This is a genomic window from Bradyrhizobium sp. 23 (assembly GCF_023073295.1).
GTDB lineage: Bacteria > Pseudomonadota > Alphaproteobacteria > Rhizobiales > Xanthobacteraceae > Bradyrhizobium > Bradyrhizobium canariense_D.
Genome location: NZ_JADPJF010000151.1, coordinates 162321 through 180543, shown reverse-complemented (window position 1 = coordinate 180543; position 18223 = coordinate 162321). Strand labels below are relative to the sequence as shown.

The following is an 18223-nucleotide window of genomic DNA, read 5'->3' as shown; positions in this document are numbered from 1 at the left end:
GAGGAATATGGCGGGATCGCCGCCGACCAGTTCATGAGGATCGTCGCCAGCCAGGAGTTGGCGCGGGCTGGCGCCGGCGGTGTCAGCGCCAGCTTGATGAGCCATACGATCGGTTCGCCGCCGGTCGCGCGGGCCGCGCGCCCCGAGGTGAAGGCGCGCGTGCTGCCTCAGGTGCTCGCGGGTGAGAAAATCTCCGCGCTCGCGATCACCGAGCCGGGCGGCGGCTCTGATGTCGCGGGCCTCCGCACCAAGGCGCGGCGCGACGGAGATCACTACGTCGTGAGCGGCGAGAAGACCTTCATCACATCCGGGATGCGTGCCGACTATCTGACCGTTGCGGTGCGCACCGGCGGCGAGGGCGCCGGCGGCGTCAGCCTGCTCCTGATCGAGGGGGATACGCCCGGCCTGTCCCGGACAAAGCTGAAGAAGATGGGCTGGTGGGCCTCCGACACCGCGACCCTGCATTTCGACGAGTGCCGCGTACCGGCGGAAAACCTGATCGGCGAGGAAGGCCAGGGGTTCAAGATCATCATGCGGAATTTCAACAGCGAGCGCATGGGCATGGCGGCGGGCTGCACCGCGTTCGCGCGCGTCTGCCTCGACGAGGCCATTGCCTACGCCAAGGAGCGCAAGACCTTCGGCAAGCCGCTCGCGCAGCACCAGGTGATCCGCCACAAGATCGTCGACATGGCGCAGAAGGTCGCCGCATCGCAAGCGATGCTGGAGATGCTGGCCTGGCGGCTGGAGCAGGGCGAAAGCCCGGTCGCCGAAATCTGCATGATGAAGAACCAGGCGACCCAGACCATGGCGTTCTGCGCCTCGGAAGCGGTGCAGATTTTTGGCGGCGCCGGCTTCATGCGCGGCATCAAGGCCGAGCGCATCTACCGTGAGGTCAAGGTCAACGCGATCGGCGGCGGCACCGAGGAGATCATGAAGGATCTCGCGTCGCGGCAGATGGGGTTGTGACCTCTTTCTCCGTCATGGCCGGGACGAGCCCGGCCATGACGAGCACCTCAGAGATACCAAGAACTGGGCTAACAAGATGCTGTTCACCGCCGACCACGACGAGATCCGCCGTTCCTTGCAAAAATTCATTGCCAACGAGATCAATCCGCATGTCGATGAATGGGAGAAGGCCGACATCTTCCCGGCGCACGAGCTGTTCAGGAAGATGGGCAGGCTCGGCTTTCTCGGGCTGAACAAGCCGGTCGAATTCGGCGGCTCCGGCCTCGACTATTCCTATGCGCTGATGATGGCGGAGGAACTCGGCGCGATCAATTGCGGCGGCGTGCCGATGGCGATCGGGGTGCAGACCGACATGGCGACTCCTGCGCTGGCGCGGTTCGGCTCCGATGAAGTGCGGCGCGAATTCCTGGCGCCCTCGATCTCTGGCGACTATGTGGCCTGCATTGGCGTCTCGGAGCCCGGCGCGGGTTCTGACGTGGCCTCGATCAAGACCAATGCGCGCGGGGACGGCGACGATTACGTCATCGATGGTGGCAAGATGTGGATCACCAACGGCACCCAGGCCGACTGGATCTGTCTGCTCGCCAATACGGGCGACGGGTCCGTTCACCGCAACAAATCGCTGATCTGTGTGCCCATGAAGACCAAGGGCGTCACGGTCGCGCGCAAGCTCGACAAGATGGGCATGCGTTCCTCCGACACCGCGCAGATCTTCTTCGACAATGTCCGCGTGCCCAAGCGCAACCGGATCGGCGAGGAGGGCAAGGGCTTTACCTACCAGATGATCCAGTTCCAGGAGGAGCGGCTCTGGGGTGCGGCCGCCTGCCTGAAGGCGCATGAATACATTATCAACGAGACCATCGAATACACCCGCAATCGCAAGGCCTTTGGGAAGTCGATCCTCGACAACCAGGTCGTTCATTTCAAGCTCGCGGAGATGCAGACCGAGGTCGAGCTGTTGCGCGCGCTGATCTACCGTGCCGGAGAGGCGCTTGTGGCGGGCGAGGATGTCACGAAACTTGCGACCATGGCCAAGCTGAAGGCCGGGCGACTCGGCCGCGAGCTTACCGACGCCTGCTTGCAATATTGGGGTGGAATGGGCTTTACCAACGAGACGCCGGTCAGCCGTGCCTATCGCGACAGCCGTCTGACATCGATCGGCGGCGGCGCCGACGAGGTCATGCTGATGGTCCTGTGCAAGATGATGGGGACGCTGCCCGGCAGCAAAGGAAGTTCCTGATGATCACGCTCTATCACTGCGACGCCGCGCGCTCATTCCGTCCGCTCTGGATGCTGGAGGAGATGGGGCTGCCCTACGAGCTCAAGATGCTGCCGTTCCCGCCGCGGGTCTTCGCCAAGGAGTATCTCGCGCTCAATCCGCTGGGCACGATTCCCTTCATGGTCGACGGCGAGACGAAAATGACCGAGTCCTCCGGCATCTGCCACTATCTCGGCATCAAGCATGGACCGACGCCACTGATGGTCGGACCCGAAGATCCCGCCTATGGCGCGTTCGTGAACTGGATGTATTTCAGCGACGCCACGTTAACCTTCCCGCAGACGCTGGTGCTCCGATACACCCAGCTCGAGCCGGAAGAGCGCCGCAATCCGCAGGTCGCCGGCGACTATGCCAAATGGTTTTTGGGCCGCCTGCGCGCCGTCGAGGCAGCCACCGCAAATACCGAGGCCTTGTGCGCGGGCCGCTTCACTGCCGCCGACATCGTGATCGGTTACGCGCTCCGCCTCGCCGATACTATCGGGCTTGCCAAGGATTTTGGGCCAAATGTCGCAGCCTATTGGGCACGCTTGCAGCAACGGGATGGTTTCAAGCGCGCGGTTGCTGCGGAGCAACAGGCCGGCGTCGAGCAGAACGTGGCGCCAAGGGTGAGGGCCTGATTGTCGTTCTGGCGAAAGCCGGGACGGCCATGTTGCCGGGAGTTCCGGGTCGTCGGGACTGCCGCTGTTTTGCGCTTCATGATAGCGCTATCCCGCCGTGACAGCGCCCAGATTTCCGCTAAGGTGACCTCCGTCCGCAGCGGCCAAAGAGCCGCGCGAGGAGGATCCCAATGGAAGATAACGGTCGCGAATCCGACCATTTGATGCTGATCACGCCGGAGCGGGTATTCTATGCCGGCCTGCTCGGCCGCCCCCGCAAGCGGACGCCCGGCTGCTGCCATGTCTATGTCGCGGTGAAGGGCAGTCTGCATCTGACGATCGATGATGCGCTCGCCACCGGCGAGCTGTTCGTTACCCTACCGAACCAGCGGCATTCCATTGCGAGCGACTACCGCACCGCGATCAGCGTGACGCTGGAGCCGGAGAGCATGCCCGATGGCGTGATCGAGGTCCTGGCCGAGCGGCTCACCGGACCCGACAGGGCCGTCTATGCCCGCAAGATCCTCGCCGCCTACACGCTGCTGCGCCAGCGTCGCTACGGCGACATCACCACCGCCGAATTCGACCAGATGTGTTTTGGCGAGGCGCTGCCGCGCCGCGTGCTCGACCCCCGCGTGACGCGTGCGGTCGCCCGTATCGGCCGCTTCACGGGCGAACCCGTGACGGCGGACACATGCGCGGCGGAGGCCGGACTTTCCGCTTCGCGCTTCCTGCATCTGTTCAAGGAAGAGACCGGCATCTCGTTCCGCTCCTTCCGCGCCTGGAAGCGGGCGCGTCACCTGCTGCACTTCGCCAACCAGGACCTCAACCTCGCCCATCTCGCGCAGGACATCGGCTATCCCGACTCCACCCATTTCAGCCACTCGATCCGCCGCTTCTACGGCCTGAAGCCGCGCGCGATCTTCGTCGGCTCGCGCGATCTCGCGATCTATCGCAGCAGCGAGACCGTGAGGCTGGCGGAGGCGAGCTAGCGTCGTCTCGTAGGGTGGGCAAAGCGAAAGCGTGCCCACCATCTTCGCGAGGTATTGAGAGATGGTGGGAAGGGCGCAAGAGCGCCTTTGCCCACCCTACGGTTTATCGCCTTTTTCCAGCTTCTCCGCGCAAGAAGCCGCCTGCCGCCCATCACATGATCGCAAACGTTGAATTATCAACGTGCGAGACATTCAAGGCATGAGCGACAAGGCCGTCATCACCTGCGCGCTGAACGGCGTGCTCACCGACCCGAAGCAGCACAACGTGCCTGTCACGCCCGAGCAGATGGCGCGCGAGGCCAAGGCTGCGTTCGATGCCGGCGCGTCCATCATGCACATCCATCTGCGTCAGCAGGCGCCGGACAAGGGGCATCTGCCGTCCTGGGAGGTCAGCGTCAGCAAGGAGATCCAGCAGGCGATTCGCGAAGCCTGCCCTGGCGTGATCATCAATCACACCTCCGGCGTCTCCGGGCCGAACTACAACGGTGCGCTGGATTGTATCCGCGAGACCAGGCCGGAGATCGCGGCCTGCAATGCCGGCTCGCTAAATTACCTGAAGGTGAAGGCCGACAACAGCTGGGCCTGGCCGCCGATGATGTTCGACAATGCGGTCGAGAAGGTGAAGGACTATCTCGACGTCATGAACGCGGTCGGTACCATCCCCGAATTCGAATGTTTTGACGTCGGCATCGTCCGCTGCGTCGGCATGTACCGCCAGGTCGGCATGTACAAGGGCCCGCTCGAGTATAACTTTGTGATGGGCGTCGCCTCCGGCATGCCGTCGGATCCCGATCTGCTGCCGATCCTGATCAAGCTGAAGCGTCCCGAGGCGCAATTTCAGGTCACCGCGATAGGCCGCGAAGAAATCTGGCCGCTGCACCAGCGCTGTGCGGAGCTCGGCGGTCATCTGCGCACCGGTCTCGAAGATGCCTTCTATCTCGCCGACGGCAAGAAGGTAACGTCGAACGGCCAGCTGATCGACGCCATCGCCGCCTGCGCCCGCCGTGCCGGCCGCGAGATCGCGAGCCCGGCGGAAGCGCGAAAGATTTTTGGGACGAATAGGTAAATTATCGCCTCAACCGTCATTGCGAGCGAAGCGAAGCAATCCAGAATCTTTCCATGGATGCGCCTGGATTGCTTCGTCGCTTTGCTCCTCGCAATGACGAGCAGGATTGAGTTATGTCCATTCTCGAAAACACGATTTCTCCCGGCAGTGCCGCCTATCGCGCCAACCGCGACGGCATGCTTGGCCTGATCGACCGCATGCGCGCGCTGGAAGAGCGCACGCGTGCGGCATCAGCCGCGGCGAAAGACCGCTTCCACAAGCGCGGCCAGCTGTTGCCGCGCGAGCGCGTCGCGCTGGTGCTCGATCCCGGCGCGCCCTTCATCGAGCTGTCCACGCTCGCCGGCTACATGTTCGACGTATCTGATCCGGACAAGAGCGTCCCCGGCGGCGGCGTCATCGCCGGCATCGGTTTCGTCTCGGGCATCCGTTGCATGGTCAGCGCCAACGATTCCGGCATCGATGCCGGCGCGCTTCAGCCCTACGGCCTCGACAAGACGATACGCGTGCAGGAGCTCGCGCTGGAGAACAAGCTGCCTTACGTCCAGCTGGTCGAAAGCGCCGGCGCCAATCTCCTGCGCTACCGCGTCGAAGACTTTGTCCGCGGCGGCAACATCTTCCGCAATCTCGCGCGACTCTCCGCAGCGGGCCTGCCCGTCGTGACCGTAACCCATGGCTCCTCGACCGCCGGCGGCGCCTATCAGACCGGCCTGTCCGACTACATCGTCATGGTCCGTGGCCGCACCCGCGCCTTCCTCGCCGGGCCGCCGCTGCTGAAGGCCGCCACCGGCGAGATCGCGACCGAAGAGGAGCTTGGCGGCGCCGAGATGCACACGCAGGTGTCGGGACTTGGCGACTACCTCGCCGAGGATGACCGCGACGCCCTGCGCATCGCGCGCGAGATCATGGCGGCGCTGGAATGGGAACGGCCGGGCAGGGCGAGCGCGGAATATAAGCCGCCGCGCTACGATCAAGACGAACTGCTCGGCATTATGCCGATGGACCACAAGCGCTCCGTGGACATGAAGCAGGTGATCGCACGTATCGTCGATGATTCCGACTTCACCGAGATGGCGCCGAACTACGGCCCGGCCACCGTCTGCGGCCATGCCCGCATCGAGGGCCAGACCATCGGCATCATCACCAACAACGGTCCGCTCGATCCGGCCGGTGCCAACAAGGCGACGCATTTCATCCAGGCGTGCTGCCAAACCCGAACGCCGCTGCTCTATCTGAACAACACCACCGGCTACATGGTCGGCAAAGCTTACGAAGAAGCCGGCATGATCAAGCATGGCTCCAAGATGATCCAGGCGGTGACGTCGGCGACAGTGCCGCAGATCACCATCTATTGCGGCGCCTCGTTCGGCGCCGGCAATTACGGCATGTGCGGGCGCGGCTTCCATCCGCGCTTCTGCTTCTCCTGGCCCAACGCCAAGACTGCCGTGATGGGCGGTGAGCAGGCCGCCGAGACCATGGCGATCGTCACCGAAGCCGCAGCCGCGCGTCGCGGCAAGCCGGTCGAAAAAGAAAAGCTCGATGGCATGAAGGCGCAGATCGTCGGCGTGTTCGACGGCCAGATGGACGTGTTCTCGACCAGCGCGCGCGTGCTCGACGACGGCGTGATCGATCCGCGCGACACCCGCGCGGTGCTGTCCGAAGTGCTCGCGATCTGTCGTGAAGGTGACGCGCGGAGCCCACAGCGCATGCAATTCTCGGTGGCCCGCCCATGAGGAACGGATCAGTGCAGCACCGGCCGTTCTTCAAGGTCCTGATCGCCAATCGCGGCGAGATCGCACTGCGGGTGATGCGCAGCGCGCGGAAGCTCGGCCTCGGCGTCGTCGCGGTCTATTCGGATGCGGATAGGGATGCGCTTCATGTGCAACAGGCCGACCAGGCCGTGCGAGTCGGCGAAGCGCTGCCGGCGCAGTCCTATCTCAACATCGCCGCGATCATAGCGGCCGCAAAGGCCAGCGGCGCGGATGCCGTTCATCCCGGCTATGGCTTCCTCGCCGAGAACGAGGAGTTTGCGCAAGCCTGCAAGGATGCCGGCCTCGTCTTCATCGGCCCGTCGCCGCAGGCGATCGAGACAATGGGCAACAAGGCCGGTGCCAAGGAGATCATGAAAAAGGCCGGCGTGCCCGTCGTGCCCGGCTATCAGGGCGCCGATCAGGGCGATGAAGTCATGCTCGCGGAGGCGAGAGAGATCGGCTTTCCCGTGATGATCAAGGCGGTCGCCGGCGGCGGTGGACGCGGGATGCGGCTCGTTGCGGATGCCAATTCGTTCCCCGAGGCACTGCGTAGCGCGCGGTCCGAGGCGAAGGCGGCGTTTGGCGATCCCACGGTGATCCTCGAACGCGCCATCCAGAATCCCCGTCACATCGAAATTCAGGTGTTCGGCGACAGCCATGGCAACGCCATCCATCTTGGCGAGCGCGACTGCTCGGTGCAGCGGCGGCACCAGAAACTAATCGAGGAGGCGCCGTCGACCGCAGTCACGCCCGACCTGCGTGCGAAGATGGGCGAGGTCGCGGTCGCCGCGGTGAAGGCGTTGCGTTACGAGGGCGCCGGCACGCTCGAATTTCTGCTCGATGCGAGCGGCGGATTCTACTTCATGGAGATGAATACGCGTCTCCAGGTCGAGCATCCCGTCACCGAGGCCATCACCGGGCTCGATCTCGTCGAATTGCAGCTGCGCGTCGCGCGCGGCGAGTCGCTGCCGCTCAAGCAGCAGGACATTCGCTTCACAGGCCACGCCATCGAGGTGCGGCTGTGCTCGGAGGACGCCGCGCAGGATTTCATGCCGCAGTCCGGGCGCATGGCGCGCTGGCAGGTGCCGGATGGCATCCGCGTCGAACATGCGCTGCAATCGGGCTCCGAGATTCCGCCGTTCTACGATTCCATGATCGCGAAGGTGATCGGCCATGGCGCGACCCGCGAGGAGGCGAGGGGGCGGCTGATCGTCGGCCTGGAGCAACTGACCGGATTTGGTGTGACTACCAATCAGACTTTCCTGATGTCATGCCTGCGTCATCCCGGCTTCGCCAAAGGCGAGGCGACCACGGCGTTCATTGGTGCCCATCGCGACGAGCTGCTGGCGCCGCGCGCGGACGCCGCATTCGACATGGCCTTGGCCGGCCTGCTGCTCTACGTCACGAACCCCCAGGCACCGTCGTGGCGCCGCGGACGGAGCCTCGCGGCAACGTTCCCGCTGCCGGCGAAAATCGAGATCGCAGGCCAGGCGCTTGAGCTAGAAGTCTGGCGCGAGCGCGATGGCAGCTACATTGTTGCCAGGGACGGCCGGCAAGACAAGTTCGAGATCGACCAACTCGATCTCGACGTGATTCGCTTCCGCCATGACGGCGTGATGGACAGTGCCAAATTCCTGCGCGACGGCGACCGGCTCCACCTCCAGCGCCGCGGCATCCCGCTCGCGGCGACCGATCTCACCCTCGCCGCGCCGAAGGCGGCCGCAAGCAACGGAGACGGCAAGGTTCGCGCTGCCATGAACGGCCGCGTCGTTGCCGTCCTGGTCAAGCCGGGCGACCGCGTCACTGCCGGCCAGCCGGTGATGACGCTGGAAGCGATGAAGATGGAGCATGTCCACAAGGCCGGCATCGACGGCGTCGTCGCCGCGATCGACGTCGCCGAGGGCGAGCAGGTGACAACGGGCCGGATCGTGGCGGAGATCGGGGCTGAGTAGGGCGGCAAGCTCAACTCGTCGCCCCGGCGAAGGCCGGGACGACAGCGGAGCTACTGGCTCCGCCCCGTTCCGCCATTGAGCAAGCACGCCACCTGGTGCCCGTCCCCCGCGTCCACCAACGCCGGTCGTTCCGTCCTGCATCGCTCCATCGCATACCGGCAGCGGGTGTGAAACGCACAGCCCGGCGGCGGATTGACCGGGCTTGGCACGTCGCCGTCGACCAGCGGCACGAGCTTTTTGGCGAGCGGGTTGGCGACCGGTACCGAGGCGAGCAGGGCCTGCGTGTAGGGATGGCGCGGATTGCGGAACAGCTCGTCCTTGTCCGCGATCTCGACGATGCGGCCGAGATACATCACGGCGACGCGGTGACTGATATGGGCGACCACGGCGAGGTCATGCGCGATGAAGAGGTAGGAGAAGCCGTGCTGCCGTTGCAGATCGATCAGGAGATTGATCACCTGCGCCTGGATCGAGACATCGAGCGCGGAGACCGGCTCGTCGCAGACGATCAGGCGGGGCCCGAGCGCCAGCGCGCGGGCGATGCAGATGCGCTGGCGCTGGCCGCCGGAGAATTGATGCGGGAAGTTGCGCATCTGGTCGGGCCGCAAGCCAACCTGCTCGAACAGCTGTGCGGTACGTGCCTCCAGCGCTTTGCCGGTCGCGAGCCCGTGCACGAACAGCGGCTCGCCCACGATGTCTCCGGCAGTCATGCGCGGGTTGAGCGAGGCGAAAGGATCCTGGAATACGATCTGCATCGAACGACGGTGTGGCCGCAGCGCGGACTTGGAGAGATGCGTGATGTCCTCGCCTTCGAGGCGAATCTGGCCCGAGGTCGGCTCGACCAGCCGCAGCACGCTGCGCGCCACCGTCGACTTGCCGCAGCCGGATTCGCCGACAAGGCCCAGCGTCTCCCCGACCCCAACCGAAAACGAGACGCCGTCGACCGCATGCACTGTGCCGATTTGTCGGCGCAACACGCCGGCGCGCACCGGATAGTGCTTCTTGAGTTCGGTGACTTCGAGCAGTGCGTCGGTCATGCCACCTCCGCCACTTCGGCTGCGCGCCAGCAGGCCGCGAGATGGCCGCCGCCCCAATCGATGAGCGGCGGATATTCGGCCTCGCAGCGCTTGATCGCGAGCTTGCAGCGTGGCGCGAACGCGCAACCTTTGGGCAGCCCCACCAGCGACGGCACGGTGCCGGGAATTTCGTTCAACCGTGCCGGCGCGGCAACGCCGGGCGCCGGCACCGCCGGGATCGATGCCATCAATCCGCGCGTGTAGGGGTGCTTTGGCGCGGCGAACAGCGCCTCGACGCTCGCTTCCTCGACCTTGCGTCCCGCATACATCACGATGACGCGTTGCGCGGTCTGCGCGACGACGCCGAGATCATGCGTGATCAGCACGAGCCCGGTGCCGAGCTCTTTCTGAAGGTCTAGGATCAGCGCCAGAATCTGCGCCTGGATGGTGACGTCGAGCGCGGTCGTGGGCTCGTCCGCGATCAGCAGCACCGGCCGGCACGCCAGCGCCATCGCGATCATGGCGCGCTGGCGCATGCCGCCGGACAGCTGATGCGGATATTCCCGCGCGCGCCGAGCCGGCTCGGGGATGCGCACCAGGCGCAGCATCTCGATTGCGATGCCCCGGGCCTCTTTGCTCGACATGTTCCGGTGCAGCCGCACGGTCTCGACGATCTGGTCGCCGATCCGCATCACCGGATTGAGCGAGGTCATCGGCTCCTGGAAGATCATCGAGATGCGGTTGCCCCTGACGGCACGCATCTCTGCTTCGTCCAGCGTCAGAAGGTCGGTGCCTTCGAGCGTGACGGAGCCGCCGACGATGCGGCCGGGTGGATCCGGCACCAGCCGCATCAGCGATAGTGCAGTGACGCTCTTGCCGCAGCCGGATTCGCCGACGATCGCCAGCGTCTCGCCGCGCTTCACCGTGAAGGAAACATCATCGACGGCCTTGAACAGACCGGAGTTGGTGAAGAACACCGTCTTCAGGTTCTTCACCTCGATCACGAGATCGGAGTTCTCAGCCATCAGCCGCGCTGCCGGGGATCGAGGATGTCGCGCAAGGCGTCACCGAACAGATTGGCGCCGAACACCGCGAGGCTGATGGCGATGCCCGGGAAGATCACCAGCCATGGCGCCGTGCGGACATATTCGGCGGCGGATTCAGAGAGCATGCGCCCCCACGACGGGTACGGCTCGGGAATGCCGAGGCCGAGGAAGGAGAGCGAGGCTTCCGTGAGGATAGTCGAGCCGAGCTGGGCCGTCGCAAGCACGATCAGCGGCGCCAGCGTATTCGGCAGCACGTGACGGAGCGCAATGCGTACCTCGCTCATGCCGATCGACTTGGCGGCCTCGATGAATGGCAGCTCGCGCAGCGCCAGCGTGTTGGCGCGGATGACGCGCGAGACGGTCGGGATCAGCGGAATGGCGATCGCAATGATGACGTTCGGCAAGGACGGCCCAAGCGCCGCGGTCATGATCAGGGCCAGCACCAGCAGCGGCAGCGCCTGGAGGACATCGGAGACGCGCTGGAACACGAGATCGACCCAGCCGGAGAGATAGCCGGAGGTGAGGCCGACGATCACGCCGATGCTGCCGCCGAGCGCCGTCGAGCCGATGCCGACCGCGAGCGAGATCCGCGCGCCATGAATGATGCGGCTGAAGACATCGCGGCCGAAGGAATCCGTGCCCATCCAGTGTGCCAGGCTTGGACGCGCCAGTGCCCGAGCGGCATCGATCGTCAGCGGATCGTAACGCGCGATGAAGTCGGCGAAGATCGCGGTGAACACGAACAGGGTCATGATGACGAGCCCGGCCGCGCCCAGCACATGCCGCTGCGCCAAAAACAGCACGCGCCGCCAGCCGACGGTCGCGTGCGCCCCGGCGCGCCTCAGTTCAACGTCATAGTCGATCGCAGCCAACAGGTTCTCCTAATCCGTGTACCGGATACGCGGGTCGAACACCGCGTACAGCATGTCCACGATGAAATTCGCGCTCACCACGACGATGGCAATCAGCATCACCAGGTTCTGCACGATCGGATAATCGCGCCAGCGAATCGCCTCGACCAGGAAGCGCGCGACGCCGGGGATGTTGAACACCGTCTCCGTCACGATGAGGCCGCCGATCAGGAACGCCGCTTCGATGCCAATCACGGTGATGACGGGCAGAATCGCATTCTTCAGCGCATGCTGATAGTTCACAGCGGCGTCCGATGCGCCCTTGGCACGCGCGGTGCGGATATAGTCCTGCCGCAGCACCTCCAGCATCGAGGATCGCGTGATGCGCATGGTCAGTGCCGCGCTGCGGAAGCCGACGGCTGCGGCGGGCACGGCATAGGTCGCAAACGCTTCCAGCCAAGTCGCTGGATTCGGGTTGAAGATCGGCATCTGGTTGAACATCGCCACCGAGGCGGTGAGGATGAGCAGGCCAAGCCAGAACGAAGGCAGCGACAATCCGCTGAGGCTCACCACACGCAATGCGTAGTCGAGCCTCGTTCCCTGCTTCACCGCGCTGATCACGCCAAGGGGGATGCCGATCGAGGTCGAGAACAACAGCGCCAGGCCCGCGAGCCGTGCGGTGATCGGGATCCGTGGCAGGATCTCCTGGAGCGCCGGCTTCTCGGAGACGTAGGAGTAGCCAAAATCGCCGCGCAGGAAGCCGCTGATCCAGTGCCAATATTGCACCACCAGCGGCTGGTCGATGCCGAGCTCCTTCTCCAGATTGGCCTTGTCGGCGGGGTCCACATAGCCCGCGGCGGCGAACAGGATGTCGACGATATTCCCGGGGACGATGCGCAGCAGGAAGAAGATGACGATCGAGATCCCGAACAGGGTCAGGAGCATCAGCAACAGGCGCCGCACCAGATAGGCAAACATGCATCGCCTCCCGTCGAACCCGTCAGCCGCCCGCGCTACTTGTCCATCCAGACGTCCTCGTAGCGATAGCCATTGTAGGAGCTGTTCGACATCACCGTCACGCCCTTGACGTAAGGTTGCCAGCAGCTGCCGGTACGTGCGTGGAAGATGATCGGGCGGGCGACGTCCTCCTGCAGCTTCTTGTCGATGTCCCACACCAGCTTCTTGCGCTTGTTAATGTCGGTCTCCTGGGACTGCACGTCGAACAGCTTTTCGATCTCCTTGTTGCAGTAATTGGTGTAGTTGCGCTCGGAGCCGCAGGAATAGTTCTCGTAGAAGGACTGGTCGGGGTCGTCGACGGCATTGCCGGTCAAATTGAGCCCGAGCATGTAATCCTTCCGCGCGATCTTCGGGAACCAGTTTGCGGTCTCGACCACGTCGAGCTCGCCGTCGATATAGATACTCTTGAGCTGATCGATCAGAATCACCGCAGGATCGCGGTAGACCGGAATGTTGCGGGTCGAGACCTTGACGGCGAGATGCTTATCCGGCCCATAGCCGGCCTTCTGCATCAGCTTTTTCGCTTCCTCACGGTTGGCGTTGATGTCGGGGCCGTAGCCCGGAATGGTCTCGAGCATCTCCTTCGGCATCCCCCACAGCCCATTCGGCGGCGGCAGCAGGGTGCCGCCGATGTCACCCTGGCCCTCGAACAAGATCGAGATGAAGGCCTTTCGGTCGAGCGACAGCGCCATGGCGCGACGGATGTCGATATTGTCGAACGGCGGCGCGGACGAATTGACGATGATGTTGGTGGCGACATTGTTGGGCTCGACCACGCAGACCGCGTTCGGCGCCTGCGATTTGACGTCCTTGAGCAGCGGGATGCTCACCTCGGTCGGGAAGGTCATGTCGAACTTGCCGGCGACGAACGCGAGGATCGCGGTGGAGCGGTTCGGGATGATGGTGAACTCGATGCCGTCGAGATAGGGCCGGCCCTTGCGCCAATAGTCGGGATTGCGGGTCAGCTTGATCGATTCATTGGCCTTGAACTCGACGAACTTGAACGGCCCGGTGCCGATCGGGTGCGTGCGCATGTCGCCGGGCGAGACGTGGCAGGGATAGACCGGCGTGTAGCCCGAGGCGAGCAGCGCCAGCAGCGAAGGCTGTGGCCGCTTCAGATTGAAGGAGACCTCGAGATCGCCGTTGGTGGAGACGTCGTTGACCTGTTCGTACCAGCTCTTGCGCGGGTTCTGCCGGAACTTCTGCTGCGACTTGCCCATCAGCATGTCGAAGGTGCATTTGACGTCCGCCGAGGTGAACGGCTTGCCGTCGTGCCACTTCACGCCCTGGCGTAGCTTGAAGGTCAGCGTCTTGTTGTCGTTGACCCAGGCCCAGCTCTCGGCGAGCTCGGGCACGATGGTGTCCATGCTGTTCTGCGCCACGTCCTGCTTGTAGATGACGAGGTTGTTGAACACCGGCATGAAGGGAACGTTGAGCGAGTAGGTCGCGCCTTCGTGGATCGAGGCATTGCCGGGACTGTCGCGGTGGTACATCCGCAAAATGCCGCCCTGCTTGGGCTCGCTGGCGAGTGCAACGCTCGAAAACGCAAGCAAAGATAGCGCCGCCGTCGCGGCGAGCGCCCGTACGCTCCGCATCCTCGTCCTCCCTGGACATCGGCCTTTTGCGGCCTGTTTGTCCCGACGATAGCGGCGCGTGCGCGGTGAGGCAACCGTCAAGGTCCGCTACTCTCTCGGCAATTCGGACGACGGAAGGCCGCAGGGGTGTCTCTCACGATGAGAGGGAAGTTTCTCCGGCGACAGCGGCCCTTCACACAATCCTTGACGCCTTGTTCCCCCAATACCGGTCCCGCAGCAGCCGCTTGTACAGCTTCCCCGTCGGCAGCCGCGGCAACTCCTTCTCGAAATCGACCGAGCGCGGCACCTTTTGCCGCGACAGCGACGCCCCGCAGAACGCGATCAGCTCCTCGGCGAGCGCCTCGCCCGGCACGGCCCCGGGCATCGGCTGCACCACCGCCTTCACCTCTTCGCCGAGATCGGAATTGGGCACGCCGAACACCGCGGCGTCCGCAACCTTCGGATGGGTGATCAACAGATTCTCGCACTCCTGCGGATAAATGTTCACGCCGCCGGAGATGATCATGAAGGTCGCGCGGTCCGTTAGATAAAGGAAACGATCCTCGTCGACATAGCCGACGTCGCCGACCGTGCTCATGCTGCCGTCGGCCGAGCGCGCTTCCCTGGTCTTCTCCGGGTCGTTGAAATATTCGAATGGCGAGGCCGTCTTGAACCAGACCTGACCCGGCGTGCCGGTCGGGCATGGCTTCATGTTTTCGTCGAGAATGTGGAGATCGCCGAGCAGGACCTTGCCGACGGTGCCGCGATGGGCGAGCCATTCCGCGCTGTCGCAGGCGGTGAAGCCAAGGCCTTCGGTCGCGCCGTAGTACTCGTGGATGATCGGTCCCCACCATTTGATCATGTCGTCCTTGACCAGGGCGGGGCAGGGCGCGGCGGCATGGATCGCGATCTCGAGCGACGACAGGTCGTAGCGCGTGCGCACCTCCTCCGGCAGCTTGAGCATGCGCGAGAACATCGTCGGCACCAACTGGGTGTGAGTGATACCCCACCGCTCGACGAGCTGGAGGTAACGCTCGGGATCGAAATTCTCCATGATGATCGCGGTGCCGCCCATGCGGATCGTGAGGTTCACGGCGGCCTGCGGCGCCGAATGATAGAGCGGCGCCGGCGACAGGTAGATCATGCCCTCGCGGTAGTGCCAAAGCTTTGTCAGGAAATCGAACAACGGCAGATTGTGTTTCGGCGGCTCCTCCGGAAGCGGCCGCAGAATCCCTTTTGGCCGTCCCGTCGTGCCCGATGAATACAGCATGGCGGTGCCGAGCCATTCATCCGGGATCGGCGTCTTCGGCAGGTCGGCGGTTACCTCAGTGAGGCCGACGATGCGCTCGCTCTCGCCCGGGCCGTCGGCGACGATGCACAGCTTGATGTCGGGGCAGACCTTGATCGCCTCGCGGGCGATATCGAGCTTCGCAACCGACGTGATCAGGATTTTCGACTGGCTGTTGACCAGGAGATAGGCGAACTCGCCCGGCGTCAGGAACGAGTTGATGCAGGTGTAGTAGAGGCCGGAGCGCTCGCCCGCGCCGCAGGCTTCGAGGTAGCGGGAATTGTTCTCCATGAAGATCGAGTAGTGGTCGAGCCGCTTCAGGCCATACTTGCGGAACAGGTGCGCCAGCCGATTGCTGCGCGCATCGAGCTCGCGATAGGTGACGGCCTCGCCGGTCGTCGCCATGATGAAGGCGGGCTGGAGTGGGCGCAGGCGGGCATGCTGACCTGGGTACATAGTCCTCCGGCTTTGGATCATGCGGCAAGAAGCAGGATTTCGCGCACTTGAGCGGGGCTGTCGATCTTGCGCGGGTTGCGCGGGATCCAGTTCGTGCGCATCGCAGCGTCCGCGATGGCGTCGAAATGCTCCGGCGAGACGCGCACATCGGCGAGGCTGCGCGGCATGCCGAGCGAGCGGATGAAGGCATCGAGCACATCGGCTGCCGCGTGGCCGGGAAAGCCCATTGCGGCCGCGACGATCATCTGGCGCTCGGCATTGTCGCGCGCATTCCAGCGCATCACGGCCGGCAGCATGACGCAGGAGGTGTAGCTATGCGGTACGTCGAAGGCTGCGCCCAGCACGTAACCGATGCCGTGGCTCGCGCCCATCGGCACGCCAGCGGCGAGCGCGCCCATCGACAGCCAGGTGCCGATCTGCGCATCCATTCGCGCGTCGAGGTCAGCAGGGTCAGCCTTCACCCGTGGCAGCGCGTCGGCGAGCATGGCGAGGCCCTTCACCGATTGCGCGTCGGCATAGGGGTGCGTCTCGCGCGAGCAGATCGCCTCGACGCAATGATCGATGGCGCGGATGCCGGTCGAGAGGAATAGCCATTCCGGCGTGTGCACGGTGATGGCGGGATCGAGGATGGTCGCGCGCGGAACGCTGAGCGGATGCCGTAGCATCTGTTTCACATGGGCGGTGCGGTCGGTGACGCCTGCGATCGAGCTGAACTCGCCGCCGGCGATCGTGGTCGGCACGCTGATCTGACGCACGGTCGGCGCCGTCATCTCGGGCGCGACGCCCTTGTGCACGCGGATACGCTCGATGCCGTCGACATCGTCGATGCCGTTGGCGAGGCAGAGCTGCACCGCCTTGGCGCCGTCGGTGATCGAGCCGCCGCCCACGGTGACGATCAGGTCGGCGCCCGCTTCGCGCGCCGCATTGGTGGCGGCGATCACCGCCTCGCGCGGGGTGTGCGCCGGCATGGCATCGAAGACGCCCGCGCAATTTGTGCCCAGGGCTTGTTTGATCTTGGCGATTTCGTCGGTCTGCCGGTTGAGCGTGCCCGAGACCATCAGGAAGGCGCGGCGCGTCCCCAGCCGGTCCATCTGGGCGACCACGGCCTCGGCCGCGGGGTGGCCGAACACGACTTCCTCGATCGCGCCGTAAACGACACGTCCCTGGTGCACGCCTGTCCTCCCCGGACAATTCGTCTTGTTTTATGAGGAGCAATCTAGCCGAGCCGGCTCCGCCCGTCATGTGCGAAGACGCTAACGCACTCTCCGCTTGCTCTCCCGGCTTACGGGGAGAGGCCAACAAGCCCTGTCAACCCGTCATCCGGCCAGGGCATTCCTCCGAGCATTGCCTGCGCTTTGGTCTTGAAGAGTTCATCATTGCCACCCATCTTGTGGCGCCCGCGGGTACAGGCGTACCCTGCTTTTTCCGCGGCTTTGATGCGAGGACCTGGGATGACTGGACCGGACGGAAGCGAGCAATTTGTCAAAACGCACGATTTCGTTTCGCCTCGGCCTTACGCCATCGTCGGCCTTCTCGCCGCGGCGTTCGTGCTCACCGGTTGCGGCCAGCCGGCCTCGCAAGCGAGCGCTCCCCCGCCGGCGCCGGTAACCGTCGCCCAACCGGTCAAGCGCACCGTCACCGATTGGGACGAGTTCACCGGCCGCTTCGAGGCGATGGAGGAGGTGCAGGTCCGCCCGCGCGTCGGCGGGTTCGTCAACTCTGTCGAATTCCAGGATGGCGCCATCGTGCGTCAGGGCGATCTGCTCTACGTCATCGACCCACGTCCGTTCGAGGCGGTGGCCACGCAGGCCGAGGGGCAGCTTTCCGATGCCCGTGCCAAGGTGGAGCTTGCAAAGCGGGAGCTCGATCGCGGTTTGAGCCTGGTGCAGACCAGCGCCGTCTCCGAGCAGGTGGTCGATCAGCGCCGTCAGGCCTTGCAGGCTGCGCACGCTGCCGAAACACAGGCCGAGGGTGCGCTCAAAGTCGCCAAGCTCAATATCGAATTCACGCATGTGACGGCGCCGCTGACCGGCCGCGTCAGCCGCCACCTTGTCAGCCCTGGCAATCTCGTGCAGGGCAGCGATACCGGAACGTCGACGCTGCTCACCTCGATCGTGACGCTCGACCCGATCTATATCTATTTCGACATGGATGAGGCGACCTTCATCAAATACAGCAAGCTGTGGTTCGAAGGCCGCCGCCCGAGTTCGCGCGATACGGCGAACCCGGTGCAGGTGACGCTCGCCGGCGAGACGAAACCATCCCGTGAAGGCAGCATCAATTTCCTCGACAACCGCCTCGATGTCTCCACCGGCACGCTGCGCAGCCGCGCCGTGGTCAAGAACACCGATCTTTCGATCCTGCCCGGTCAGTTCG

At 64.5% G+C, this 18223-nt stretch carries 15 protein-coding genes; 8 read left to right on the top strand and 7 right to left on the bottom strand.

Going from position 1 to position 18223, the window contains the following annotated elements:
• The 7 genes from IVB32_RS37945 to IVB32_RS37915 all read left to right on the top strand — a co-directional run.
• On the top strand, nt 1-966 hold a 966-nt coding region (locus tag IVB32_RS37945), incomplete at its 5' end, for an acyl-CoA dehydrogenase family protein (protein WP_247413066.1).
• A 76-nt stretch (nt 967-1042) separates the two neighbouring features.
• Nucleotides 1043-2206: an acyl-CoA dehydrogenase family protein gene (locus IVB32_RS37940; protein WP_247295935.1), complete on the top strand. Its 1164-nt coding sequence runs from the start codon at nt 1043-1045 to the stop codon at nt 2204-2206.
• Nucleotides 2206-2862, top strand: a complete 657-nt coding sequence (locus IVB32_RS37935; protein WP_018455959.1) for a glutathione S-transferase family protein — start codon at nt 2206-2208, stop codon at nt 2860-2862. The genes IVB32_RS37940 and IVB32_RS37935 overlap by 1 nt, the downstream gene beginning before the upstream one ends.
• Nucleotides 2863-3032: 170 nt before the next feature.
• Entirely contained in the window at nt 3033-3833 is an 801-nt protein-coding gene (locus IVB32_RS37930; protein ID WP_018455960.1) for an AraC family transcriptional regulator, read from the top strand.
• Between the two features lie 199 nt (nt 3834-4032).
• Nucleotides 4033-4899, top strand: a complete 867-nt coding sequence (locus IVB32_RS37925; RefSeq protein WP_018455961.1) for a 3-keto-5-aminohexanoate cleavage protein — start codon at nt 4033-4035, stop codon at nt 4897-4899.
• 113 nt (nt 4900-5012) lie between these two features.
• Nucleotides 5013-6629: a carboxyl transferase domain-containing protein gene (locus tag IVB32_RS37920; RefSeq protein ID WP_018455962.1), complete on the top strand. Its 1617-nt coding sequence runs from the start codon at nt 5013-5015 to the stop codon at nt 6627-6629.
• Entirely contained in the window at nt 6626-8599 is a 1974-nt protein-coding gene (locus tag IVB32_RS37915) for an acetyl-CoA carboxylase biotin carboxylase subunit (protein WP_018455963.1), read from the top strand. The genes IVB32_RS37920 and IVB32_RS37915 overlap by 4 nt, the downstream gene beginning before the upstream one ends.
• 50 nt (nt 8600-8649) lie before the next feature.
• Here the strand turns inward: IVB32_RS37915 and IVB32_RS37910 are convergent, their stop codons facing one another.
• From IVB32_RS37910 to IVB32_RS37880, 7 genes are all read right to left on the bottom strand, one after another.
• Nucleotides 8650-9636 (bottom strand): dipeptide ABC transporter ATP-binding protein, encoded by a 987-nt coding sequence (locus IVB32_RS37910; RefSeq protein WP_018455964.1) that lies wholly within the window; start codon nt 9634-9636, stop codon nt 8650-8652.
• Nucleotides 9633-10640: an ABC transporter ATP-binding protein gene (locus IVB32_RS37905; protein WP_018455965.1), complete on the bottom strand. Its 1008-nt coding sequence runs from the start codon at nt 10638-10640 to the stop codon at nt 9633-9635. The genes IVB32_RS37910 and IVB32_RS37905 overlap by 4 nt, the downstream gene beginning before the upstream one ends.
• Nucleotides 10640-11533 (bottom strand): ABC transporter permease, encoded by an 894-nt coding sequence (locus IVB32_RS37900; protein WP_018455966.1) that lies wholly within the window; start codon nt 11531-11533, stop codon nt 10640-10642. Before IVB32_RS37900 ends, IVB32_RS37905 begins: the two co-directional genes overlap by 1 nt.
• A gap of 9 nt (nt 11534-11542) precedes the next feature.
• Nucleotides 11543-12490, bottom strand: coding sequence for an ABC transporter permease (locus tag IVB32_RS37895; RefSeq protein WP_018455967.1), 948 nt, complete (start codon nt 12488-12490; stop codon nt 11543-11545).
• 35 nt (nt 12491-12525) lie between these two features.
• Entirely contained in the window at nt 12526-14124 is a 1599-nt protein-coding gene (locus tag IVB32_RS37890) for an ABC transporter substrate-binding protein (protein WP_085361917.1), read from the bottom strand.
• 172 nt (nt 14125-14296) lie between these two features.
• Entirely contained in the window at nt 14297-15847 is a 1551-nt protein-coding gene (locus IVB32_RS37885) for an AMP-binding protein (protein ID WP_247295941.1), read from the bottom strand.
• A 17-nt stretch (nt 15848-15864) separates the two neighbouring features.
• Nucleotides 15865-17019, bottom strand: coding sequence for an iron-containing alcohol dehydrogenase (locus tag IVB32_RS37880; RefSeq protein WP_247370511.1), 1155 nt, complete (start codon nt 17017-17019; stop codon nt 15865-15867).
• A 279-nt stretch (nt 17020-17298) separates the two neighbouring features.
• Here IVB32_RS37880 and IVB32_RS37875 point away from each other — a divergent pair.
• The coding region (locus IVB32_RS37875; RefSeq protein WP_247413063.1) for an efflux RND transporter periplasmic adaptor subunit at nt 17299-18223 on the top strand (925 nt) is incomplete at its 3' end.